The 23018-nt window shown below is 63.8% G+C and carries 22 protein-coding genes and 1 tRNA gene; 14 read left to right on the top strand and 9 right to left on the bottom strand.

Annotated features, from left to right (window positions below; genetic code table 11):
- Positions 1–24: 24 nt before the first annotated feature.
- Complete coding sequence (locus tag HNP47_RS08050) at positions 25–594, top strand: type 1 glutamine amidotransferase domain-containing protein (protein ID WP_184279027.1); 570 nt, start codon at positions 25–27, stop codon at positions 592–594.
- Positions 595–948: 354 nt separating this feature from the next.
- Here the strand turns inward: HNP47_RS08050 and HNP47_RS16525 are convergent, their stop codons facing one another.
- The 4 genes from HNP47_RS16525 to HNP47_RS08030 form a co-directional block, all read right to left on the bottom strand.
- The gene (locus HNP47_RS16525) at positions 949–3540 is read right to left on the bottom strand and encodes an excinuclease ABC subunit UvrA (protein WP_184279152.1); all 2592 of its coding nucleotides are present in this window, start codon (positions 3538–3540) and stop codon (positions 949–951) included.
- 460 nt (positions 3541–4000) lie between these two features.
- Entirely contained in the window at positions 4001–5110 is a 1110-nt protein-coding gene (locus HNP47_RS08040) for an S-(hydroxymethyl)glutathione dehydrogenase/class III alcohol dehydrogenase (protein ID WP_088582808.1), read from the bottom strand.
- Between the two features lie 215 nt (positions 5111–5325).
- The gene (locus HNP47_RS08035; protein ID WP_184279026.1) at positions 5326–5616 is read right to left on the bottom strand and encodes a metal/formaldehyde-sensitive transcriptional repressor; all 291 of its coding nucleotides are present in this window, start codon (positions 5614–5616) and stop codon (positions 5326–5328) included.
- A 200-nt stretch (positions 5617–5816) separates the two neighbouring features.
- A complete protein-coding gene (locus tag HNP47_RS08030; protein ID WP_184279025.1) occupies positions 5817–6806 on the bottom strand; it encodes a zinc-dependent alcohol dehydrogenase family protein in 990 nt (329 codons plus the stop codon).
- A 138-nt stretch (positions 6807–6944) separates the two neighbouring features.
- On the opposite strand from HNP47_RS08030, the gene HNP47_RS08025 reads away from it, so the two are divergent.
- The 3 genes from HNP47_RS08025 to HNP47_RS08015 all read left to right on the top strand — a co-directional run bounded on the left by HNP47_RS08025 (position 6945) and on the right by HNP47_RS08015 (position 9095).
- Entirely contained in the window at positions 6945–7523 is a 579-nt protein-coding gene (locus tag HNP47_RS08025; protein ID WP_240612092.1) for a TetR/AcrR family transcriptional regulator, read from the top strand.
- Positions 7524–7598: 75 nt separating this feature from the next.
- A complete protein-coding gene (locus tag HNP47_RS08020; protein ID WP_184279024.1) occupies positions 7599–8429 on the top strand; it encodes an aldo/keto reductase in 831 nt (276 codons plus the stop codon).
- Positions 8430–8435: 6 nt separating this feature from the next.
- Positions 8436–9095, top strand: coding sequence for a TMEM175 family protein (locus HNP47_RS08015; protein WP_184279023.1), 660 nt, complete (start codon positions 8436–8438; stop codon positions 9093–9095).
- A gap of 634 nt (positions 9096–9729) precedes the next feature.
- Here HNP47_RS08015 and HNP47_RS08010 read toward each other — a convergent pair.
- Positions 9730–10392, bottom strand: coding sequence for a DNA polymerase III subunit epsilon (locus tag HNP47_RS08010; RefSeq protein ID WP_311770047.1), 663 nt, complete (start codon positions 10390–10392; stop codon positions 9730–9732).
- A 189-nt stretch (positions 10393–10581) separates the two neighbouring features.
- Positions 10582–10725: a hypothetical protein gene (locus HNP47_RS08005; protein ID WP_153925618.1), complete on the bottom strand. Its 144-nt coding sequence runs from the start codon at positions 10723–10725 to the stop codon at positions 10582–10584.
- A gap of 34 nt (positions 10726–10759) precedes the next feature.
- Between HNP47_RS08005 and HNP47_RS08000 the strand changes: the two genes are divergently transcribed.
- The 3 genes from HNP47_RS08000 (at position 10760) to HNP47_RS07990 (ending at position 13165) form a co-directional block, all read left to right on the top strand.
- The gene (locus HNP47_RS08000; protein WP_260394651.1) at positions 10760–11527 is read left to right on the top strand and encodes a DUF1345 domain-containing protein; all 768 of its coding nucleotides are present in this window, start codon (positions 10760–10762) and stop codon (positions 11525–11527) included.
- Positions 11528–11684: 157 nt separating this feature from the next.
- Positions 11685–12761: a ribosome small subunit-dependent GTPase A gene (gene rsgA / locus HNP47_RS07995; RefSeq protein ID WP_184279022.1), complete on the top strand. Its 1077-nt coding sequence runs from the start codon at positions 11685–11687 to the stop codon at positions 12759–12761.
- An 80-nt stretch (positions 12762–12841) separates the two neighbouring features.
- A complete protein-coding gene (locus HNP47_RS07990) occupies positions 12842–13165 on the top strand; it encodes a hypothetical protein (protein WP_184279021.1) in 324 nt (107 codons plus the stop codon).
- Between the two features lie 163 nt (positions 13166–13328).
- On the opposite strand, the gene HNP47_RS07985 is transcribed toward HNP47_RS07990, so the two are convergent.
- Positions 13329–13404: transfer RNA gene (locus tag HNP47_RS07985), tRNA-Ala, on the bottom strand.
- 286 nt (positions 13405–13690) lie between these two features.
- Positions 13691–14152, bottom strand: coding sequence for a TIGR02300 family protein (locus HNP47_RS07980; protein ID WP_055752793.1), 462 nt, complete (start codon positions 14150–14152; stop codon positions 13691–13693).
- Between the two features lie 122 nt (positions 14153–14274).
- On the opposite strand from HNP47_RS07980, the gene aroA reads away from it, so the two are divergent.
- The 6 genes from aroA (at position 14275) to mscL (ending at position 19609) form a co-directional block, all read left to right on the top strand.
- Entirely contained in the window at positions 14275–15597 is a 1323-nt protein-coding gene (gene aroA, locus HNP47_RS07975; RefSeq protein ID WP_409360150.1) for a 3-phosphoshikimate 1-carboxyvinyltransferase, read from the top strand.
- Positions 15594–15932, top strand: a complete 339-nt coding sequence (locus HNP47_RS07970; protein ID WP_184279019.1) for a hypothetical protein — start codon at positions 15594–15596, stop codon at positions 15930–15932. The genes aroA and HNP47_RS07970 overlap by 4 nt, the downstream gene beginning before the upstream one ends.
- Before the next feature lie 104 nt (positions 15933–16036).
- Entirely contained in the window at positions 16037–16687 is a 651-nt protein-coding gene (cmk, locus tag HNP47_RS07965) for a (d)CMP kinase (RefSeq protein WP_184279149.1), read from the top strand.
- A gap of 199 nt (positions 16688–16886) precedes the next feature.
- The gene (gene rpsA / locus HNP47_RS07960; RefSeq protein WP_066552585.1) at positions 16887–18590 is read left to right on the top strand and encodes a 30S ribosomal protein S1; all 1704 of its coding nucleotides are present in this window, start codon (positions 16887–16889) and stop codon (positions 18588–18590) included.
- 222 nt (positions 18591–18812) lie between these two features.
- Positions 18813–19163 carry an integration host factor subunit beta gene (locus tag HNP47_RS07955; RefSeq protein ID WP_184279018.1) on the top strand — a complete coding sequence of 117 codons (351 nt, stop codon included), beginning with the start codon at positions 18813–18815 and terminating at the stop codon, positions 19161–19163.
- A gap of 23 nt (positions 19164–19186) precedes the next feature.
- Positions 19187–19609, top strand: a complete 423-nt coding sequence (mscL, locus tag HNP47_RS07950; protein WP_066624021.1) for a large-conductance mechanosensitive channel protein MscL — start codon at positions 19187–19189, stop codon at positions 19607–19609.
- Here the strand turns inward: mscL and HNP47_RS07945 are convergent, their stop codons facing one another.
- Positions 19610–20761 carry an N-acetyltransferase gene (locus tag HNP47_RS07945; RefSeq protein ID WP_184279017.1) on the bottom strand — a complete coding sequence of 384 codons (1152 nt, stop codon included), beginning with the start codon at positions 20759–20761 and terminating at the stop codon, positions 19610–19612.
- A gap of 281 nt (positions 20762–21042) precedes the next feature.
- On the opposite strand from HNP47_RS07945, the gene HNP47_RS07940 reads away from it, so the two are divergent.
- Positions 21043–22977, top strand: coding sequence for a peptide MFS transporter (locus tag HNP47_RS07940; RefSeq protein ID WP_184279016.1), 1935 nt, complete (start codon positions 21043–21045; stop codon positions 22975–22977).
- The last annotated feature ends 41 nt before the right edge of the window (positions 22978–23018 follow it).

The following is a 23018-nucleotide window of genomic DNA, read 5'->3' as shown; positions in this document are numbered from 1 at the left end:
CCTCGACGGAACAGGAAATAACTTATGACTTTAGAAGGCAAATCAGTTGCCATTCTGATCGCACCGCGCGGGACGGAAGAACCAGAATTCTCGAAGCCCAAGCAAGCTGTCGAGGACGCTGGTGGAAAAGTGACGGTGGTCAGTTTTGAAACGGGCGTGGCTCGCACAGTCAATAGCGACCTTGACGAGGGCGGCAGCTATACTATCGACAAGACGTTTGCCGAGGTCAAAGCCGACGATTTCGACGGGCTTGTTGTGCCCGGAGGGACTGTCGGTGCTGACAAGCTTCGCGGCAGCGGCGAGGCAATTGGTTTCATCCGGGCTTTCTTCGATCAAAAAAAACCGGTTGCGGCTATATGCCATGCACCTTGGACATTGATTGAGGCTGACGTGCTTAAGGGGCGTTCCTTGACGTCCTACCCAACGCTGAAGGTCGATATCGAGAACGCCGGCGGTACATGGGTCAATGACGAAGTCGTAGTCGACAACGGCCTTGTCACAAGCCGCGACCCCGATGATTTACCCGCCTTCTGTGCCAAACTCATAGAGGAAGTCGCGGCAGGCGTGAGCGCTGGGCTCGCAGCCGGCAAGTAAAGACGGGGCGGCCTCGGCAAACCATTTGAGGCCCGCTCACGGAAGAAGGTCCACGCGAGACAGGCGTAGCGGATGGCCGCTGATGATGGTCATCCGCTACGCCGCGTATCAGACGAACACGGCGCGCCGGACGCGCAGTCAAACGTTAAGTCGCGTCAACCGCGGTGAACTCCTCGGCGGCTCTGATAGGCTTCTAGGCTTGACCCATTGTAGCGTCCGGGTTCTTTCACATAGTCGACTCCAGGTTCGGTCCCCTCGTGGCCTCCCGACCGTTACCGGGCGGTCCCAGCCGACCGACCGCCACCACACTAGCTCTGCTGTTCTTGCGACCTGGATACCGACTAGGTTCACGACCTACAGCGCCGCTTTAAGATAGGGGGCGGTGACACTGCCTTCCGCTTCCGCAACGACGCCAGGGACACCGCTGGCAACGATACGGCCCCCATCTTCTCCGGCCCCCGGTCCCAGGTCGATGATCCAGTCCGCCTGTGTGATGGCGCGCATGTCATGTTCGACGACGACGACCGTATTGCCGGCGTCGACGAGGCCCTGCAGGTGTTGCATTAGCCGGTCGCCATCGGAGGGGTGAAGCCCCGAAGTTGGCTCGTCGAGGATGTAGATCGTGTTGCCGCGTTGAGCGCGTTGCAGTTCAGTCGCCAACTTGATGCGCTGCGCCTCCCCGCCAGACAGCTCGGTCGCCGGCTGACCGAGCCTCAGATAGCCAAGACCGATCTCCCGCAACACGTCGAGGGAGCGCATCACAGATGCCTCGCCAGCGAAGAAATCGCACGCATCGTCGACCGTCAGTTCGAGCACCTGGGCGATATTGCGCCCATTCCATTCGACTTCGAGCGTTTGCGGGTTGTAGCGAGAGCCATGACAGGTCGAACACGGGGCAAAAACGCTCGGCAGGAACAGCAGCTCCACCATGACGTATCCTTCGCCTTCGCACACAGGGCAGCGGCCTTGCGCGACGTTGAACGAGAACCTTCCCGGGCTGTAGTGCCGCCGGCGGGCGAGCGGCGTATCAGCGAAGATCCGTCGCACATGGTCGAACATGCCGCTGTAGGTGGATAGGTTCGAGCGCGGCGTGCGGCCGATCGGTTTCTGATCGACCCGCACCAGCCTGCGAACATGCTCCATGCCTGCGACAATGCGTCCTTCAGTGTCGTTCTGCGCAAGATCGAGCAGCGGATCGATATCCTCCTCCTCAGCCACGGGGGACCCGCCGAGGTGTTCCGTGACGAGCTCGAGCAGCGCCTGACTGACAAGACTGGATTTGCCCGATCCCGAAACGCCGGTGACAGCGGTGAAGCAGCCGATGGGAAACTCGACGTCGAGACCATGGAGATTGTTCCGCCTGATCCCTTCCAGGCGTAGCCATGCCTTGGGATCGCGCGGTGTGCGCTCACTGCGGAACGGCTCTGCGAACAGGTAGCGGCGGGTGATCGAATTCTCGACGTCGGCAAGCCCCTCTATCGGCCCGCTGTAGAGGACTTCACCGCCCTTTTCCCCGGCTCCTGGCCCGACATCGACGAGCCATTCCGCGCGGCGGATCACGTCGAGATCATGTTCGACGACGAACAGGGAGTTGCCCGCCGCCTTGAGACGCTCGAGGATGGTGAGCAAGGCTTCGCCATCTGCCGGGTGCAACCCTGCCGAAGGCTCGTCAAGCACATAGACCACGCCGAAAAGCTGTGACGACAATTGCGTGGCAAGCCGCAAGCGCTGCAGCTCTCCGGAGGAGAGCGTCGGCGTGCTGCGGTCGAGCGAAATGTAGCCAAGGCCAAGATCGATCAGCGGCTCTAGCCGCTCGATCAATTCGCAGGCAAGGCGTTGGGCGGCGACCCGCTTCTCGTCGGAGAGATTGGGCGTGCGGCGTACGTCGGGCGCGCTCTTATGCGCAGAGCCGCCCGCCGCAACCCGTTGTTCGACCGCTGCATCGCGGGCCGCTTTTTCCAGAACATGGCCCTTTGAGGGGGCTGAGACCGCCCCATACGCGCCATGCGCGACGGGCATCAGCAAGTCCTTCAGCTTGAGCACCGTCAGGTCGCCGAACTCGGCAATGTCGAGGCCGGCGAATTTGACCGACAGGGCTTCGCGCTTCAGGCGCTTGCCGTCGCAGGTCGGGCAATCGCGGCCGATGATATATTGCGAAACGCGCTTCTTCATCAGCGCGCTTTTCGTGTTGGCGAAGGTTTCCAGCACATAGCGTCGCGCGCCGGTGAAGGTGCCCTGGTAGCTCGGCTCCATGCGGCGCTTGAGCGCCGTCCGGGTCTGTTCGGGCGTCAGGCCCGCATAGACCGGCACCGTCGGCGCCTCTTCAGTGAAGAGGATCCAGTCGCGATCCTTTTTCGGCAGGTCGCGCCACGGCGTATCGACGTCATAGCCGAGTGACACGAGGATATCGCGCAGGTTCTGGCCATGCCATGCCGCCGGCCAGGCGGCGACTGCGCGTTCCCGGATCGTCAGCGTGTCGTCGGGCACCATCGTTTCTTCGGTCGCGTCATAGACGCGCCCGATGCCGTGACAGGTCGGGCAGGCCCCCGCGACCGTGTTGGGGGAGAAATCTTCCGCATAGAGCATCGGCTGATGGCGCGGATATTCGCCGACGCGCGAATAGAGCATCCGCACCAAGCTGGAGAGTGTCGTCACGCTGCCGACCGAGGATCGCGCGTTGACCGAGCCGCGCTGCTGCTGCAATGCGACCGCAGGCGGCAAACCGTCGATCGCGTCGACCTCCGGTACGCCGGCCTGGTCGATCAGGCGACGGGCATAGGGCGCAACCGATTCCAGATAACGCCGCTGCGCTTCGGCGTAGAGCGTGCCGAACGCCAGCGATGACTTGCCCGAGCCCGATATGCCGGTGAACACAACGAAGGCGTCGCGAGGTACATCGACGTCAATATTTTTGAGGTTATTCTGGCGCGCGCCGCGAACCTGCACGCAAGCGGGCGGCCCCGTATGCCCATGATCGGTGGCCGGCGTCGTCGCGTGAATATCCTTGCTCTTCAATTTAGTCTTCCTGCCCTATACGCCCGTGCGGCCCGTGGTTCATCACAGTCGGGTGGCAGATGAATGCATTTCCGACCCAATACATCCAACGGCTAAGCTGGCCCGATGTTCGGCGCCTTTGAAATATTTTTCCAGCATCAGACAAAGGTTACGAGAAAACCATTTTTCCCGTTGGGTCGCGCGACGAGACCACACACACTCCGCTGGTAAGCGCCTAGGCCAGGCGGACCTGGCCAGTGCCGCTATCGGCGTGTAACGACCGCACTTCGGCCCCTGTTACCGCATCGCGACGCGTTGCCCATTTGCCAGAGCGCCCGTCATCATGGGCGGGGGGCCATGATGACGGGAGAGTTGTCGATTCGAGCGCTTCGCACCGCTTCGGATCGATGGGTCAGTAGTGAATGACCGAGCGGATCGACTTGCCTTGATGCATCAGTTCGAAGGCCTCGTTGATCTCCTCCAAACCCATCGTGTGGGTTACGAACGGGGCCAGATCGATATCGCCTCTCATCGCGTCCTCGACCATGCCGGGGAGCTCAGTCCGTCCCTTGACGCCACCGAAAGCGGACCCCTTCCATACGCGGCCCGTGACGAGCTGGAATGGGCGGGTGGAGATTTCCTCGCCCGCGCCGGCAACGCCAATCACGATCGACTGACCCCAGCCACGGTGCGCTGATTCAAGCGCGGCGCGCATGACGTGGACGTTGCCGATGCACTCGAAGGTATGATCGATGCCCCAGCCCGTCATCTCGATCAGCACTTGCTGGATGGGCTTGTCATGGTCCTTGGGGTTGATGCACTCGGTCGCGCCGAACTGGCGCGCCAGCTCGAACTTGGACGGATTGGTGTCGATGGCGATGATGCGACCCGCCTTCGCCTGGCGCGCACCCTGAATCGCCGCGAGGCCGATGCCGCCGAGGCCGAACACGGCAACCGAGTCTCCGGGCTGGACTTTGGCGGTATTGTGGACTGCGCCGATGCCGGTCGTGACGCCGCAGCCGAGCAGGCAGACATGTTCGGGGTTTGCCTCGGGATTGATCTTGGCGAGCGAGACTTCGGCGACGACAGTATATTCACTGAAGGTTGAACAGCCCATGTAATGATAGAGAGGCTGACCATTGTACGAAAAGCGGGTGGTCCCATCGGGCATCAAGCCCTTGCCCTGCGTTTCGCGGACAGCGACGCACAGGTTGGTCTTGCCCGACAGGCAGAAGTCGCACTTGCCGCACTCGGCAGTGTAGAGCGGAATCACGTGATCGCCCGGCACGACGCTGGTGACGCCTTCGCCGACCTCGACAACGATGCCCGCGCCCTCGTGGCCCAGAACCACCGGGAAAACACCCTCCGGATCACTCCCCGCCAGCGTGTACGCGTCGGTGTGGCACACACCGGTGTGCGTCACCCGTATGAGGACTTCGCCTTTCCGGGGTGGGGCGACATCGATCTCGACGATTTCGAGTGGCTTGCCCGCCTCGAAGGCTACAGCGGCGCGAGATTTCATGTTGGGATACCCTCGTTGGACTAAACTGATTGCTGGCGCGAGGCTGTTGCGTCAGCGCAAATTCCTCGACATTCTCATACTGGCAGGGAGTATGTTTATCATACTCCCCAGCAGTATACAAGAGGTGTCCTGAAGAGGATCTCAAACCAGAGAAGGCAGCAGGGGCTGGCTTCTGAGTGCGGGAGGACACGGGCAGGAAAATGAGCCTGAAATCGTCATTTGAGATAAGTACGCAGAATCTTCATTACGCCCTCCACGCCGTCATCGTGCTCGCCACCTGCGCCTCCGACGGCCCGATCCGCGCCCGCACCGAATGTTTCCCTGAGATGGCTCTGCATCACTTCTGCCATCAGTCCATTTGTCGCACCGCGCATGGCGACAATTTGCTGCAGTAGGGGAGCGCAATCGGCCCCCGCTTCGATCGCGCGTTCCAGAGCGTCCGCCTGACCCTTGATGCGCCGCAAGCGTGTGATGGCTCGCTTCTTGTCCTCTGATGAATGTGGCATCGCGTTTTCCCGAGAAATCGCTCCAGCATACTATACAGGGGGGGAGTTTCAATCCTGCACAGAGCTGGGCGTTTTTCTGATCGGGCGAGGTTGCGGTCATGCTCTCAAGCCTTCGCCACGAGCAGCTTTGGCATGGGCTCCGAGGGTCCGATTCTCTGTCGGGGAAGGGGGAGCGATCGCTCACTCCCCCGGTATGCCGGTCAGACCGTAACGACGACCTTGCCGATCTGGTCGTTCGATTCGAGGAAGCGGTGAGCGTCCTGGATGGCGTCGAGCGGGAAAGTGCGCGCGATCCGCGGCTTGAGCGAGCCCGATTCCAGACCCGCCACGATGAACGCCTTGGCGCGATCGAGGGCGGCATCGTCCGAGACAATCTCGCTGTAGAGATACCCCTTGAGCGTGAGGCTCTTGCCCAGCACGGAGAACAACGGGAACGGCGTCGGTTCGCCGCTGAGCGCGCCATATTCGAGCAGGATGCCGCCGCGTGCCATGCTCTCGGTCAGCGGCTCGAACGACGGGCCTCCGACGGGATCGAGCACCACGCGCGCACCCTGACCATCGGTTATCTCCATCACCCTCGCTACCAGATCCTCTTCCCCGGTCGCGACGACATGATGGGCACCGGCATCGATCAGGGCTTGGCGCTTGGCGCCGGTACGCGTCGTCGCGATTACCGTCGCGCCGACCATCCGCGCAATCTGGAAGGCAGCAAGGCCGACGCTGCTGGAGGCAGCAGTGACGATGACGAAATCGCCCTCGCCGAGTTTCGCCTGCTCCACCAGCGCACCCCAGGCGGTGACATACTGCATCCATACGGCCGCCGCTTCCTCGAACGACAGCGCCGCAGGATGCTTGACGACGAGGCGGGCGGGCACGTTTGCGACCTCGCCATAAGTGCCCCAGCGCGCGATATCGAGTGGGGGAATGACGCTGACGGCTTCGCCTTCCGCAAACCCGGTAACGTCCGCACCGACCGCAGCGACAGTGCCGGCAGCCTCATAGCCAAGGCGGCTCGGGAACTCGGCTTCCTGAAGGTAGGCATGGTTGCGGAACATCACCTCGGCGCGGTTTATGCCTATCGCCTTCACCGCGATCTGCACTTCGTCGGCCGCGGGCGCGGGGACCGCCACATCTTCAATCTTGAGGACGCTGGCGTCGCCATATTCGTGAATACGGACGATGCGGCTCATTGGAGACTCCTTGATTATTGAACGATCGTTCATTAAGGGGGTGGATCACCAGTTTCAAGATATTGTTTATCGATCGTTCCATATAGTGCGTCAGCGATGACTGAGACGAAAGCCCGTCGCCCCGTAGGTCGCCCTCGTGTGTTCGACACTGACGCTGCGCTCGACAAGGCGGTGCGGCTGTTCTGGCAGCGCGGCTACGAGGCGACATCGATGGCCGATTTGGTTGCGGAGACTGGCGTCGCCGCCGCCAGTCTCTATGCAGCGTTTGACAACAAGGCGGGGCTGTTTGCGGCGGTAATCGAGCGCTACGCCGCGACGTTCAGCGTCCACCTCTATGCACCCATCAACGATCCGGCGTTGTCCACCCACGAGGCCGTCAAAGGCCTGCTGGAACGAGCGGCGTCATCATTCTCGGAACCTGGAACGCCGGCCGGCTGCTTCATGTATTCGGCAGCGGCAGCCGTTTCGCCGGCGTCCGCCGCCATCGAATGCCTGCTGCGCGACAAGCGTATCGCGGCGGAGGCCCTCCTGATCGAGCGTCTGCAACGCGGCGCCGCGCGGGGCGAGCTTGCGGCCAACACCGATCCGGCCGTGCTAGGCAAATTCATCAATACGGTCATGGAAGGCATGTCCGTTCAGGCGCGCGACGGCGCTACGATCAACGAACTGCTCTCCATCGCCAAAATGGCACTCGATCGATGGCCGGCCGCGATATGATCGTTACATGGTGGTCATCTGCCAATCCGCCTCCCGCGACCGAGCAGTCGAACTCATCTCATAGGACGGAAGCACATGAAACACGTGACATTGCCCGGCGGGGAAGTGGTTCCTTCAATGGGTCAAGGCACCTGGAAGATGGGTGAGCGTGCCGAGCGGCGATCCGATGAAATCGCCGCGCTGCGCGCCGGTGTCGAGCTGGGTATGACGCTCGTCGATACAGCGGAAATGTACGGCGACGGTGCGGCGGAAGTGCTGATCTGCGAAGCGCTCGGCGACCGTCGCGACGAGTTGTTCCTCGTCAGCAAGGCGTATCCACAGAACGCATCGCGCTCCCGCCTTACCGGTGCGTGCGAGGCGAGCCTGAAGCGGCTCGGCACTGATCGGCTCGACCTCTATCTGCTCCACTGGCGGGGATCGGTGCCGCTCGCTGAGACGGTGGAGGCAATGAAGGCGCTGAAATCGGCAGGGAAGATTCGGCATTGGGGTGTCAGCAACCTCGATACCGACGATATGGACGAGCTTGTCGCTGCGGGCGGAGATGGCTGCGTGACCGATCAGATCCTCTACAATCTCGTCCGTCGAGGCCCTGAGTTGGACCTGTTGCCGTGGCTCGCCGAGCATAAAGTGCCAGCGATGGCGTATAGTCCCGTCGAGCAGGGACGACTCTCAAGCCATCCCGCTCTCGAAAAGATCGCAGCCGAGGTCGGTGCAACCCCTGCCCAAGTGGCACTCTCCTGGACGTTGCGGCACGATGGCCTCATCGCCATCCCGAAAGCGAGTTCGATCGCACACGTGCGGGAGAACCGCGCGGCCGCGGATATCGTCCTCTCAGACGCCGACATTGGGACACTCGACGCGGCATTTCCCCGCCCAGCGGACCGACGCCCGCTCGAAATGCTGTAGCGGCAGATGGCGATCTTCTCTCTCGAAGGAACCGAACGCAAATCGGATCGCCTTGAGGCGTTCATGGACGCGGTACTTGCGATCGCGTTCACCCTTCCTGTGGTCGAGTTGCACGCGCCGAAACCGGAGGAGGGCGACCTCGCAGCGGCGTATCTGAAGTTGGCGCCGGAGTACGGCGCCTACGTTCTCAGCGTGGTCCTGATCGGCCTCTACTGGGCGTACAGCCATTTCAGTGGCAAGCTGCTGGAGAAGACCGACCACGGCTACAATCTGCTGAGCATCGGCTTTCTGGCTGCCGTCAGCATCACTCCGTTTCCTGCGCGACCGTTGGTCGAACACCTCGGCGGAGATGCGGAGAGCACCACCGCCGCCCTATGGTATCTGGGCGTAGCAGCGACACCGGCGACTTGGTGGTTTCTTCGTTGGGTATACGCCACCGCGAGAGGTCTTCCCGATCGAAGGCTGACCGAGGCTTATCTTGGCAGTCTTACCATCAAATATGGCCTAACTGCCGCTGCCTATTGGGCGGCATTCGGCTTGGCATTCTGGAATTGGCGTGTTGGACTGATCGCCGCGGGGATCGTGACGCTGAGTTACATCGTTCCGCCAGCAAAGCCCACCTATAAGCCAGACCAGGAACCGAGAATGGCTGAGGCCGGCAATTGACCCGGCACGGTGGATGCTGACTTCGGTTAATCAGTCCAGAATCTTCTCGGTCGTGATCGGTAAGGACTGTCTTCAGCTAACTCAGCCGCGGTGGTGAGAGCACACGAGCGCGATCAGGCCCTCTAAATCTGGCGCCTTGAGCACTCCCGCTTCTGCTCATCGTCTGGCGTGGACCATTTCTGGTTCTCCCGTTGCTGCTAATGTCTGGCTTGTTGCGTCGGCGACCGAGCAGGCGGGTGAGGGAGATCTGTTGCGCATATGCGCAACCAACGCACGTCGGCAATCCAACTGGAAGGGGCGGAAATTCTCGGCGTAAATATGCGACTGTGGGCGAGGCACCAACCCTTCCATCAAGGTGCTTTGTTCGCCTTAAAAATTGTGGCCGTCTCATAGCATGCTCGCTGGCGATACTCTCGCCGGCGCTAACCAAAAACTAGCCAGAAACGAGTAAGAAAGGTCAGCATGAAGCCCCACCTGCCGCAAACGCAATGGGGTTCCCGCCCAAGCGTCGTTTGATTTTCAATGAGAGCGCAGTTCGTTGACATCGAGGGGGTCACAGGTTCAATCCCTGTCGCGTCCACCATTTCCCTTTCTTTTCAGATCGGTCATCATCAGCCTTGGCTGGTGTTTGCGCCTAGAGCAGCCGCCCTTGATCCGATGTCCGGACGGCCGTGTCCGTAATCAGGTCGCGGCGACGAAGCTCGGTCGCGGCGGTGAAGGCGATGTCGATGTCGCGGCCCGACGCCAGGGCCTGAAGTCGGTCGGCATCCACCGCGCTCCATGCCTTGCCGCGCTCCGGGCCCGTAGGCACGCGGGGCAGCAGTCCCGGTTCGCGGCTCCAGACCAGCAGCTGCTCGACGGTCGTTTGGTTCAGCATGTCGCGCAGATGGTGAGCGGTGACATAGGCGTCGGGCAGGGCGCGATGCGCCGGCAAGCCGAGCTCATGCACCAACCCTTCGGGCCGACGCAGATAGCGCAGCATCTGGTTGGAGAAGCGCGGCAGGTCGGGCCACAGCCGCAGGGCGCATTTCCAGGTGCAAATCCACTTTGCGCCGCCTGAGAGGGCAGGGGTGCAATACCGCTGCTCGAAGCTGGCGCGATGAGCCGCCAAGGCGATCACGCCCGCCTCGGGACGAAGGATGGGCGGCGCGACAGCCTTCCAATAGCCGGCGTCTTGAACCCACTCGTCCAGAATGTGGTGGATCGCCATGGTGTCGGGCGAAATCGGCCGGCCGGGATTTACGAAACGGGCGCCGCGCGTCGCATCCAGGCGCCATGGGCCGGGCCCGTCACGCACCACGTCCTGCCAGCCGATCTCGCAGACGTCCTGCGGGCCGGATCCGGTCGTCTCCAGGTCGATGACGCGGATGCGTTGGGGTGATGGGGTGAAGTCGGTCAGGACGTCCTCGGCGTGGGGTTCACACCTGACAACGCCTGGGGCGCCGGATTCGGTCCGGCGCCTGAAATGACCGCCGACAGCTTCTCGTCAGTTCGGCAGATGAACCGAGCCGTGCGGCATGACGGTCATCACGGCCCAGAGGCCTACCAGCACCACGGGCGAGGCGATCAACGCCCGCCGACAGCGATGCGCCAGATAAAGAGCCTCGCCGATCACGATCGACACCAGCATTCGCGTTTCCCCCGAAACGATAACCGACACTTCTATGACGTCGCCGACAGACATGTCCCTCAATGAGACGGAAATCCTTTCGGTCGCCACCGCTCCGCAGGCCGCGTGGTCGCTGGACGTGCGACCAGGAATGCGCAATCTCGCGGGCATGGGATCTGTCGCGCGCCTGTTCCGTCTACATTTGTCGCTATGGCTCGGGCTGCTGGTGCTGGCGGCCGTTGCGGCGCTGGCGCCGGCCAGCCTCGGCTGGCCGATGCGACTGGCGGCTGGCTGGGACGCGGGCGTGGCGACCTTCCTCGTCGCGACCTTTGCACGAATCTTCAAGGCGCGTTCGCAAGAGGCGATCCGGCGCCGCGCGGCGGAACTGGATCAGGCGGGCGTTCTGGTCCTGCCGCTCAGTATGGCGGCGGCCGTGGCCAGCGTCGTGGTCCTGGTCCTTGCCATGGTGGCCAGCGACGGCAAGCCGACGGTGGGGCAGGCGGTGTTCTCAGTGTGCACCGTCGGCCTGTCGTGGCTGTACGTCCACATCATCTTCGCCCTGCATTACGCCCACGGCTTCTATGCCCCGCGTGACGACGGCAAGGGCGATCAGGGCGGGCTGATCTTTCCGGGCGAGGAGGACGCGGACTACTGGGACTTTCTGCACTTCGCCCTGATCATCGGCGTGGCGAACCAGACGGCCGATGTGCAGATCTCCAGCCGCAAGCTGCGCGGCCTGGCGACGTTTCACAGCCTGATCGCCTGGTTCTTCAACGCCGTCATCCTGGCGCTGACCGTCAATCTGGCCGCCACGCTGCTTTAAGCACGCAGCCGTTCGCTCAGAGATCGACCGGCCGGTCTCTTTGTCGTGAAGGGTGAAGGCCAGTGTGCTTGTTCGCGGCCCCGCCGACTGGCAAGGCTTTGGGACAGTGTTCAGCACAAGGCGGCTGAGGAGCGCGAGCGACAGGGATGCCGTTGACTTGATCGAACAGTATGGATGGTCCGAGGTCTGGGCGACCGTGTTCGCGCCGCATGCCCATGCCGGTCACACGCCGGGCCGCGTCATCCTCCAACATCGCAACGGCTATTTGGTCGCCACGGATGCGGGCGAGCTTCAAGCCAAGGCGTCAGGCCGGCTTCGGCACGAGGCTCAGGAGACTGGGCCCCCTGCCGTCGGCGATTGGGTGGCGCTGTCGCCGAACCCTCAGGACGGCGCCGCCACCATCCACGCCGTCCTGCCTCGCCGCACGGCCTTCGTGAGACGGGCGGCCGACAGCGTGCGTCGAACCCAGATCCTGGCGGCCAATATCGACGTGGCCTTCGTCGTCACCTCGATGAATGCGGATCTGAATCCGCGTCGGATCCAGCGTTTCCTGGCTGCGGCGATGGACAGCGGAGCGCGGCCTGTCCTCGTTCTGACGAAGTCGGATCTCAGCGCCGACCCCCAAGCCGAGGCCGCTCAGGTGGCGGCGCTGGAGACGCAGGCCCTGGTCCTGACCGTCTCGGCGCGCAAAGGCGTCGGCCTTGAGGCGCTGCGTCTTCAGGTGAAGCCGGGCGAGACCTGTGTCCTGATCGGCTCGTCGGGTGTCGGCAAGTCTACCCTGGTCAACGCCTTCCTGAACGAGGATCGGATGGCGACCCAGGCGATCCGCGCATCCGACGACCAGGGACGGCATACCACCAGCCACCGCCAGCTGCTCCCGCTGCCCGGCGGCGGTCTCATCATCGACACGCCCGGCATTCGCGAAGTGGGCCTGATCGACGCCGAAGAGGGTGTGGAAGCGGTCTTCGACGACATCGAACAGCTGATGCAGGCGTGCCGCTTCACCAACTGCGGCCATGTGAGCGAGCCGGGATGCGCTGTCCAGGCGGCCCTGGCCGATGGTACGCTGGAGGGATCGCGCTGGGCGCATTTCCAGAAGCTGAAGTCGGAACTGGCGGCGACGGGGGACAAGGCGGAACGGATCGCCAAGGCTGCAGAACGTCGGCGGTTGGGCGGCCTGCAGAAGGTCTATCGCGCGACCAAGCGCAACGATCGGGGCGGGGCCGATCGATAGCGTCGATGGCGCAACCGAATTTCCACGTGTTGCGGGACCAAACGGGCTAGGTGAAGTCCTTAGACTCAAGAAAGATCACCATGTCCGCATTCACCATCGTCACCACCAGCGCCGTTCAGGGCAGCGAGGCCGCAGAGGTCAATACGCTGACGGACGACTTTTCCGACGCCAGCGAGGCGGTGGGTTATGCACGCCGCATGGCCGACGAAATGATCGACATGGCCGAACAGCTGCTGCTGGATTTCGATTACAGCAATGTCGGCGTCTATGAGGGCGACCTGCTGGACGAAGACGTCACCCCGGATCACCCCGCGCTGATCGGCGTCTGGGTGCTGGATGAAGACGGCTCGGCCTTCGTGCCGGCCGAAGAGTTCCGCCAGGGAACGACCGAAGTCGAGAACTGATCGGCGGCTGTCGCGGCGGGAGGCTCGGATCGAGCCGCCTGCCGCATCTGTCATCGGACGAGAGGCGGGCGGCTGGTCGCGCCGAACGGCGACTTCTGCGGATCGAAAATGTGGGGGAAGATGGCCGTCCCTCCGAACACCTTGCGGTGCTCGGAGGTGACGATGGTGGAGCTTAGCGGAGTCGAACCGCTGACCTCTTGCATGCCATGCAAGCGCTCTACCAACTGAGCTAAAGCCCCGGACCTGTCGGTCTGGATCGCCCGGTTCATCTTGCGATGGCCCCCGGCGAGGCGGCGGAAACTAGGTCAGGCTTTTTCTGCGATCAAGCCCGTTTCGAGATTTATTTTCACCGCGTTCCCAAGGGTGAAAATACGCAGGTTTTTCAAACCGAAAGGTCCGAAAGGCCTGCTGTCCCGCCGCGTCTCCCTAACGGGAAATGCGGCGGGTGCAACAAGAATCTGAGCCTATCCACAAGCCCCGAACAAGTCAGGCCTCATGTCGCGCGAAGCGCGATAGGCCCGAAAATCAGTCGTCGTCGCGCGACGGCTTGGCGATCTCGTCGTCGATCGAGTCGTCGTCTTCGTCCTCGATGAACGGCACGGAGTCGTCATCGTCGTCGGCCAGCAGATCGTCGTCGCCGTCGGTCGAGCCCATGCCGGCTTCTTCCGAGGCGTCGGCCGGGGAGTCTTCGTCCTCGTCGTCCGGCGTCAGGATCGGCTCGTGGCCTTCCTCGTCGATTTCCGGCGTCTTGACGTCGTCTTCCTCGTCCTCGTCGCCGTCGACCTTCTTGTCCTTGACCTGGTCTTCCGTGTCCTCATCGTCGGACGGATAACCGGGACGGGCGCGGCGGCTGCGCAGCTTCATCGCCTCTTCCGGATCGAAGTCGGTTCCGCATTTGGGGCAGTGTGCAGGGCGACGGTTCAGGTCGTAAAACTTCGCCTGGCAGTTGGGGCAGACCTGTTTGGCGCCCAGTTCGGGATTGGCCACGTTTGGATGCTTTCAACGGGTTGAATTCGGGGCGGTCCCTTGCCACCCCTTTGACCCGCTGTCAAAAGCTGTCTTTCGCGCCGCCCGCGCGGCCCTTCGCACAATACAGCCTGAAGCGGGTGATCATGCCGTCCCAACTGACTTCGCGCCGCGCATCCGCCCTGACCGGAAAGGTCCGCGCGCCGGGCGACAAGTCGATGTCGCACCGGTCGATGATCCTGGGCGGAATGGCGTCGGGCGTGACTGAGGTCGAGGGTCTTCTGGAAGGCGACGACGTCCTGGCCACCGCCCGCGCGGTCGAGGCCTTCGGCGCCAAGGTCGAGCGGACCGGCGACGGCAGATGGCGGATCGAGGGGGCGGGGGGCTTTAAGACGCCGGCGTCGGTGATCGACTGCGGCAACGCCGGAACCGGGGTGCGGCTGCTGATGGGGGCGGCGGCCGGCTATCCGCTGACGGCGACCTTCGATGGCGACGGTTCGCTGAGAAAGCGTCCGATGAAGCGGGTCACGGGACCGCTGGCCGACATGGGCGCGGCGTTCGACTGGCAGGCGGCCGAGGATCGGTTGCCGGTGGCCCTGACCGGCGGCACGTTGAAGGCCATCGACTATGTGCAGACGGTGGCTTCGGCCCAGGTTAAGTCGGCCATCCTGCTGGCGGGGCTGAACGCCGAGGGCGTCACCTCGGTGGTCGAGCCCGAAAAGAGCCGCGACCACACCGAGCGGATGCTGCGGGCCTTCGGCGCCGAGGTGGGCGTCGAGGAGAAGGGCGAGGGCTGGAAGGTGACTCTGAAGGGCGGTCAGGCCCTGACCGGGACCTTCGTCGCCGTGCCGGGCGATCCGTCCTCGGCGGCGTTTCCCCTGGCGACCGGTCTGATCGTTCCGGGGTCGGAGGTCACGGTCGAGGGCGTGATGCTGAACCCGCTTCGCACCGGCCTGTTCGACACCTGGATCGAGATGGGCGCCGACCTGACCATCACCAACCGGCGTGAGGCCGGGGGCGAAGAGGTCGGCGACATCACCGCCCGCCATTCGTCCCTGAAGGGCGTGGTCGTGCCTGAGGATCGCGCCGCCTCGATGATCGACGAATATCCGATCCTGGCGGCGACGGCGGCCTTTGCGGACGGCGTCACTATCATGCGTGGCGTGGGCGAGATGCGGGTCAAGGAAAGCGACCGGATCTCGCTGATGGTCGAGGGCCTGCGCGCCTGCGGGGTTCAGGTCGAGGAGGAGCCGGAAGGCTTCATCGTCACCGGCGCCGGCTGGGGCGGGGCGGTGCGCGGCGGCGGCCTGGTCCATACCGCCCACGACCACCGCATCGCCATGAGCCATCTGGTCCTGGGGCTGGCCGCTGAACAGCCGGTCTCGGTCGACGAGCCCGGCATGATCGCCACGAGCTTTCCCGGCTTCGTCGAGATGATGAACGGGCTGGGCGGGCGGATCGCGTGACCGAAGGCCGGGCCTCGCGCCGGGTTCTGGCTAGGTTGGCGACGTTTGCCGGCTGTCTGTTTATCCTATGGGCAGTTGCATCGTTTATTGATCTCGGTGACGGCGAGACTTGGGACCAAACGAAGCCACGTTACGCCAAGATGCTTGAAAATAAAGGGTTCGAGGTCAACGGGTTCGGCTTCTACAGGGTCTCTCGCAGCCAGCATCCACGTGAATTTAAGACGATCGTCATCCTCAGGGGGATGATGCCTTCGGTGCTTTTTGGCGTGCTTTGCGCTGTGAGCGCCCTGGGTTGGTCGGCGCAACCCAAACTTATTCGCTCAGGGCAAGAATAGCACTTGAGCTTGTGTAGCTGGGCAAGGAAAGGCTAGGCGTTCCCTTCTCCTGAACATCGTCGCTTGGGCGCTGTCGGCGCTCGCGAAATCTCGGAAGATCCACCCTGACACAGCCTCTCGTCATCGCCGTCGACGGACCGGCCGCCTCTGGCAAGGGGACCATCGCCGCGCGCCTGGCCCAAACCTATGGCCTGCCGCATCTGGATACGGGGCTGCTGTACCGGGCCGTGGGCGCAAAGGTGCTGGCGGACGGCGGATCCCTGGATGACGAGGCGGCGGCGACGCAGGCGGCGCGGGGCCTCGACGCGGCGGGTCTGTCGGACGATCCGCGTCTGACGACGGGCGAGGCGGGCGAGGCCGCCAGCCGTGTCGCCAGCTTCGCCGGCGTTCGCGCGGCTCTGCTGGAACTGCAGCAGGCGTTCGCGGCCCAGGCAGGGGGCGCCGTTCTCGACGGGCGCGACATCGGCACGGTGATTGCGCCGAACGCTCAGGCCAAACTGTTCGTGACCGCGACGCCCGAAGTGCGGGCCACGCGCCGCTGGAAGCAGCTGACGGCGCGCGGATCGGAGATCGCCTTCGACGCCATGCTGGCCGATATCCAGCGCCGCGACGAGCGCGACGCCGGGCGCGGGGCAGCCCCGATGATTCAGGCCGATGACGCGGTCTTGCTGGATACGACCGATCTGGGTATAGAAGCCGCCTTCGATGCGGCCCGCCGTATCGTCGAGGCGGCGCGCGCGAAACATGGTCTCTGACCTGCCCTCGCAAATCCAACGCTCCCACCCTCGGCCTCCGCGGGCGTTTTGATCGTTCTGAACGGCCTCGCATCCCGACGACCTGATTCCATCTTTTCCCATCGCCCCGCGCGCCGCCTTTCGCTGCGTCAGGGGTCCACCTCGCGCGGGATCGTCCTTCGGTCACGCGCCACAGCCCCACTGGAAACACCAGAGCTTCATGTCTGATACTCTCAACCCCACGCGCGACGACTTCTCGGCGCTGCTCGACGAACAACTGTCGGGTCGCGACTTCGGCGAAGGCCAGGTCGTGCACGGCCGCGTCGTCGGCATCGAAAAAGACATCGTCATCATCGACGTCGGTCTGAAGACCGAAGGCCGCATCGCCATGCGCGAATTCGGCCAAGGCGACGACGGCGCCCTGCCCAAGGTCGGCGACAACGTCGAGGTTTACCTGGAGCGCGTCGAGAACGCCCTGGGCGAAGCCGTCATCAGCCGCGACAAGGCCCGTCGCGAAGAAGCCTGGACCCGTCTGGAAGTCGTGTTCGCCGAAGGCCAGCCGGTCAACGGCGCCATCGTCGGTCGCGTCAAGGGCGGCTTCACCGTCGACCTGGGCGGCGCCTCGGCCTTCCTGCCCGGTTCGCAAGTCGACATCCGTCCGGTCCGCGACGTCGGCCCGCTGATGGGCAAGGAACAACCCTTCGCCATCCTGAAGATGGACCGTCCGCGCGGCAACATCGTCGTGTCGCGTCGCGCCATCCTGGAAGAAGCCCGCGCCGAACAGCGCACGGAGCTGGTCGGTCAGCTGGCCGAGGGTGAAGTCCGCGAAGGCGTCGTCAAGAACATCACCGACTACGGTGCGTTCGTCGACCTGGGCGGTATCGACGGCCTGCTGCACGTCACCGACATGTCGTGGAAGCGCGTTTCGCACCCGAGCCAGGTTCTGGCCGTCGGCGACACCGTCAAGGTCCAGATCGTCAAGATCAACCCGGACACCCAACGTATTTCGCTGGGCATGAAGCAACTGCAGTCGGACCCCTGGGACGGCGTGGAAGCCAAGTATCCGGTCGGCGCCAAGTACACGGGCCGCATCACCAACATCACCGACTACGGCGCCTTCGTGGAGCTGGAAGCCGGTGTCGAGGGCCTGGTGCACGTCTCGGAAATGTCCTGGACCAAGAAGAACGTCCACCCCGGCAAGATCGTCTCGACCTCGCAGGAAGTCGACGTCGTGGTTCTGGATGTCGACGCCTCCAAGCGCCGCATCTCGCTGGGCCTGAAGCAGGCTCAGGACAATCCGTGGGACGCCTTCGTCGCCAACAACCCGATCGGTTCGACCGTCGAGGGCGAAGTCAAGAACGCCACCGAGTTCGGCCTGTTCATCGGCCTGGACAACGACATCGACGGCATGGTGCACCTGTCCGACCTCGACTGGTCGGTGTCGGGTGAAGAAGCCATCCAGCGCTACCGCAAGGGCGAGATGGTCAAGGCCAAGGTCCTGGACGTCGACGTCGAGAAGGAACGCGTCTCGCTGGGCATCAAGCAGCTGGGCGGCGATCCGATCGGCGAGGGCGACACCTATCGTCGCGGCCAGCAGATCACCGTCACCGTGACGGCGATCGAGTCGGGCGGCATCGAGGTGAAGTTCGGTGAAGACGACGCGCCGGTCACGGCCTTCGTTCGCAAGTCGGACCTGTCGCGCGACCGCAACGAGCAACGTCCGGAACGCTTCGCCGTCGGCGACCGCGTCGACGCCATGATCACCGCCGTGGACAAGGCCTCGCGCCGCGTCTCGGTGTCGATCAAGGCGCTGGAAATGAAGGACGAGCAGGAAGCCATCGAACAGTTCGGATCGTCCGATTCGGGCGCTTCGCTGGGCGACATCCTGGGCGCCGCGCTGAAGAACGCCGGCACCAAGGAGTAAGGCTCAAGCCGAAGGGCGCACCGCGTCCTTCGGTCGCCTCGCTCAATCAGCAGAGCGCCGCGCGCTCCGCGATAGCGACGAAGAATGAGGGCGGCGGGAGCAATCCCGTCGCCCTTTTCTCTGTCTGGCACACCCTGTGTCCACTTCCGGACATTTTTCTTGCGAATGGCGCGCATCATTGTCGGATAAGGGCTTTTTCCAGAGCCTGTCGAAGGTTAGGGTGTGTGCTCTGGATCGACGGCGGGCGAAACAGCCCGTCATTCCGAGCTCGCGGGGGCGCAGATGATCAAGTCCGAACTGATCGAGAAGCTTGCAGCCGAAAATACCCACCTGACCCACGCCGAGGTCGAGCGGCTGGTTAATGTGATCCTCAACACCATGACCTCGGCCTTGTCCGAAGGCGGCCGGGTCGAGTTGCGCGGTTTCGGCGCCCTGTCTGTGCGGTCGCGCCCGGCGCGCGCGGGTCGCAATCCGCGTACTGGCGAAACCGTCGAGGTGCCCGCCAAGGCCGTCCCCTTCTTCAAGAGCGGCAAGGAGTTGCGCGAGCGGCTGAACGCCTCGGGCGACGCCTGATCTAACATTCTCAAGGAAATCTCATGAGCCTGCTGTCGGAGTTTCGCGAGTTCGCGGTCAAGGGCAATGTCGTGGACCTGGCGGTCGGCGTGATCATCGGCGCCGCCTTCAACGGCATCGTCAAAAGCCTGGTCGATCAGGTGGTGATGCCGCCCATCGGCCTGATCACCGGCGGCATCGATTTCTCGGAACTGGAATGGGTTCTGAGGGCTGAGAACCCGGCGACCGAGGCCGTCGAGAAGGTGGCGATCCAATACGGCGCCTTCCTGAACACCGTGATCCAGTTTCTGATCGTCGCCTGGGTCGTCTTCCTTGTGGTCAAGGGCATCAACGCTCTGCGTCGTCAGGAAGCCGCCAAGCCCGATCCGGCGCCCGCCGCGCCGACGGCGACCGAGGCCCTGCTAGCCGAGATCCGCGACGAGCTGAAGGCCCGCCCCAACGCCTGATCAGGCCTTTGACACGCGCCCGCCCAAGGTCGGGCGCGTGATTGCGGCGGCAGCCCAGGCCTTGGGCATCGGCGGCGTGCGCGAACAGATGCCGTAGTCGCCGTCGAACGCCGTCGGCGCCCAGGCGGCCGCCAGCGCAGGATCGTCGATGATGGCGTGGCAATGCCCCCAGCCGCCTTCGCGCCGCGCCGACTTCGCCAGATCCCCCAACTGCGCCAGCAGGCGCGGCGTCACCATTTGCAGCCGCACCTTGGCGGCCCCCAGCGCGCGGGCGTTGTCGATCAAGGCCTGGGTCAAAAGCGGGATCGCATCGGGCGCCGTGTCCAGCGCGATTAGATCGACAATATCCAGATAGGGCGGCTCGATCAGACTGGTCTTGGTCATCTGCGCCATGGCCATCCCGACGATGCGGCTATCCTTGACGCAGGCCAGCATGATCGGTGGCAGGGTCAGGTCGGGGTCCGCCAACCGCCAGCGGAGGATTTCCGGACTGCGATCCGCCAGCAGACGATCTTCTTGCGACAGCCGACGCCAGAATTCCGCATAGGGCGAGGCGTCCGACAAGTCGCGCAGCACCGTTACCCCGGCCGGCAGCATCAGTGGCGTCTGGCCAAACACGCGCCCGTTCATCAGCCGCTCACCCAGACGCGCGGCGGTCTCGGCGGAGGTGCGGCCCAGCAACAGGCGCAGACCTCGACCCTGAGCGCAGGCCAGACGGTCGGTGATCCACGACAGCTTCAGCCCGTGGGTCTGCGCCGGCCAGGGCTTCATGTCGAACAGGCCGTACAGCGGCGCCGAGCGCGCATTGGCGTTGAAGGTGTAGCGGGCGAACAGGTCCGGCTGTTTCAAAAAGGTGCGGATCAGAGGCCGGCTGGCGCCCTTCTGGCTGGGCGGCACGATGATCGAAAAGCCGGTGGCGCCGAAGTGGTCCTGGGCGCCGTGCCGAAACCGCTGGATGAAGTTGCCCAGCATGGCGACGGCTTGGTCATCATCATCGGCCACGACCCAACCGGCGGGCGCGCTCAGCGCCAACCGCGCCGGATTGGCCTCGAGCCAGCGCCATCCGGCCGGCGACCGCTCGGGCCAGCCGACCTGACGATGGAGCCTGTTCAGCGCCTCATGGTCGAGAGCCGCGATCGGTCTGACAGACATCTGGCGCTCCTTCCCATTATGAAACCGTGTGCGTCTCTGACGAACGACCTAGCATGATGTGCGCCACCGGGCATAACCCAGGGTTGTTTTCCGCTTTCCTCGCGCGTCGCCCGGCCACCCCCGCGACAGCCTTAACACTTGTTCGGATTCGCCCGCTGTGCTGGGTATGCGCCTTTCGCGCGCCCGATAAGCGGCGCGGCAGTTGGGAGTGAGCCGTTGAGGACGGATTTGGGGAAGGCGCGACTTACACGACGCGTGAAGACGATTAGGGGGACGCGCGCATGAACATCGTCGTCGCCCTTGGACTGATCATCACCTTCGCCACGGGCGTGCCGGTGCTGATGCAGATCCTCAAAAACCACCCGCGCGGACTGATCATCCTGTTCTTCGCCGAGATGTGGGAGCGGTTCTCCTACTACGGCATGCGCGGCATCCTGATCTTCTTCCTGACGCAACACTTCCTGTTCGACGACGCCATGGCGGGGTCGACCTACGGCTCCTACACTTCCCTGGTCTATCTGCTGCCCCTGCTGGGCGGCATCATGGCCGACCGCTTCATCGGCACGCGCAAGGCCGTCGCTTTCGGCGCCCTGCTCCTGGTCGCCGGTCACGGCATGATGGCTTTCGAGGGCCGTCCCGCGACCGAAACCCTGACTTATGCCGGTCAGACCTATCAGATCGACGCCGAAGGCCGCGGTGCGGCGCGTGAAGTGTCGATCGTCGTCAACGGCCAGAAATACGCCTTCGAGGCCGCCGAGAACGGCCTGGCGATCGAGAACCTGCCCGCCGCGTCGCCGCTGCCGGCCGTTCTGCCGACCGGCGAATACAAGATCGACGCGACCCGCGATATGGCGGGCGTGAACGTCTTCTATCTGGCGGTGTCCTTCATCATCATGGGCGTCGGCTTCCTGAAGCCCAACATCTCGACCATCGTCGGACAGCTCTATCCGCAAGGTGACCCGCGGCGGGATTCCGGCTTCACCCTCTACTACTACGGCATCAACCTCGGCGCCTTCTGGGCGGCCGTGCTGTGCGGCCTTTTGGGTCAGACCGTCGGCTGGTGGGCAGGCTTTGGTCTGGCCGGCGTCGGCATGGCGCTGGGCTGGGTGGTCTTCGTGCTGGGCAAACCCCTGCTGCAAGGCAAGGGCGAGCCTCCGGCCGAAGCCAATCTGAGCAAACCCATGCTGGGTCCGATCAACCGCGAATGGTCGATCTACCTGCTCAGCATCCTGGGCGTCGGCGTCGTCTGGTTCATGGTTCAGCGCAACGCCCTGGTGGGTTGGGTCCTGGGCGCCGCCACCGTCGCGTCACTGCTGTTCATCCTTTACGTCATCGTCAAGGTTTGCGAGAACAAGGCGCAGCGTGAGCGGATGATGCTGGCCTTGGTGCTGATCTTCGGGTCGGTCGTCTTCTTCACCCTGTTCGAACAGGCCGGCACTTCGCTGAACCTGTTCGCCGACCGTAACGTCGATCTCAGCATCACCCCGCAGGCGTTCCAGCTTCTGGGCGTCACCGTCGGCACCCCGGCCCAGATCGCCGCCGCCGGTCTCAGCACGTCGGGTCCTTGGATCGACGCCACCATCACGGCGGCCCAGACCCAGTCGTTCAATGCGGGCTTCATCCTGATCTTCGCACCGATCATGGCCGCGCTCTGGTCCTTCCTGGGCAAGCGCAACCTGGACCCCAACCCCACGCTGAAGTTCGGCCTCGGCCTGCTTCAGGTCGGACTGGGCTTCATGATCGTGGTGTGGGGCGCCGGCATGGCCAACTCGGCCTTCCAGATGCCGCTGCTCCTGCTGGGGCTACTCTATCTGTTCCACACGACCGGCGAGCTCTTCCTGTCGCCGGTGGGCCTGTCGGAAATCACCAAACTGTCCGTCGCCAAGGTGGTCAGCTTCATGATGGCCGTCTGGTTCCTGGCCAGCTCCATCGCCCAATATGTCGGCGGCTGGATCGCCGGCCTGGCGGGTACGGAGACTGTGGGCGGCCAGGTGCTGAACCCGGGCCTTGCGCTGCAGACCTCGCTTGAAGTGTTCAAGCTGCTGGGCCTGTGGGGCATGGGCATCGGCGTGGCCTTCATCGTCGTCAGCCACTTCATCAAGGGCTGGTCGCATGGCGCCAACGACGGTGATGATCACCCTGGACCTGTGCTGAACGATCGCGGTCAGGAAGACGGCAACGTCGCTCGTCCTGCGGCCTCGACGCCCAGCCACTGATCGACGTCTGATCAAGGAAAAGCCCCGGCGGAGCGATCCGC

The organism is Brevundimonas vesicularis (assembly GCF_014204545.1).
GTDB lineage: Bacteria > Pseudomonadota > Alphaproteobacteria > Caulobacterales > Caulobacteraceae > Brevundimonas > Brevundimonas vesicularis_B.
Note: the sequence above shows the minus strand (reverse complement) of the source record. Positions and strands in the feature narration are given on the sequence as shown.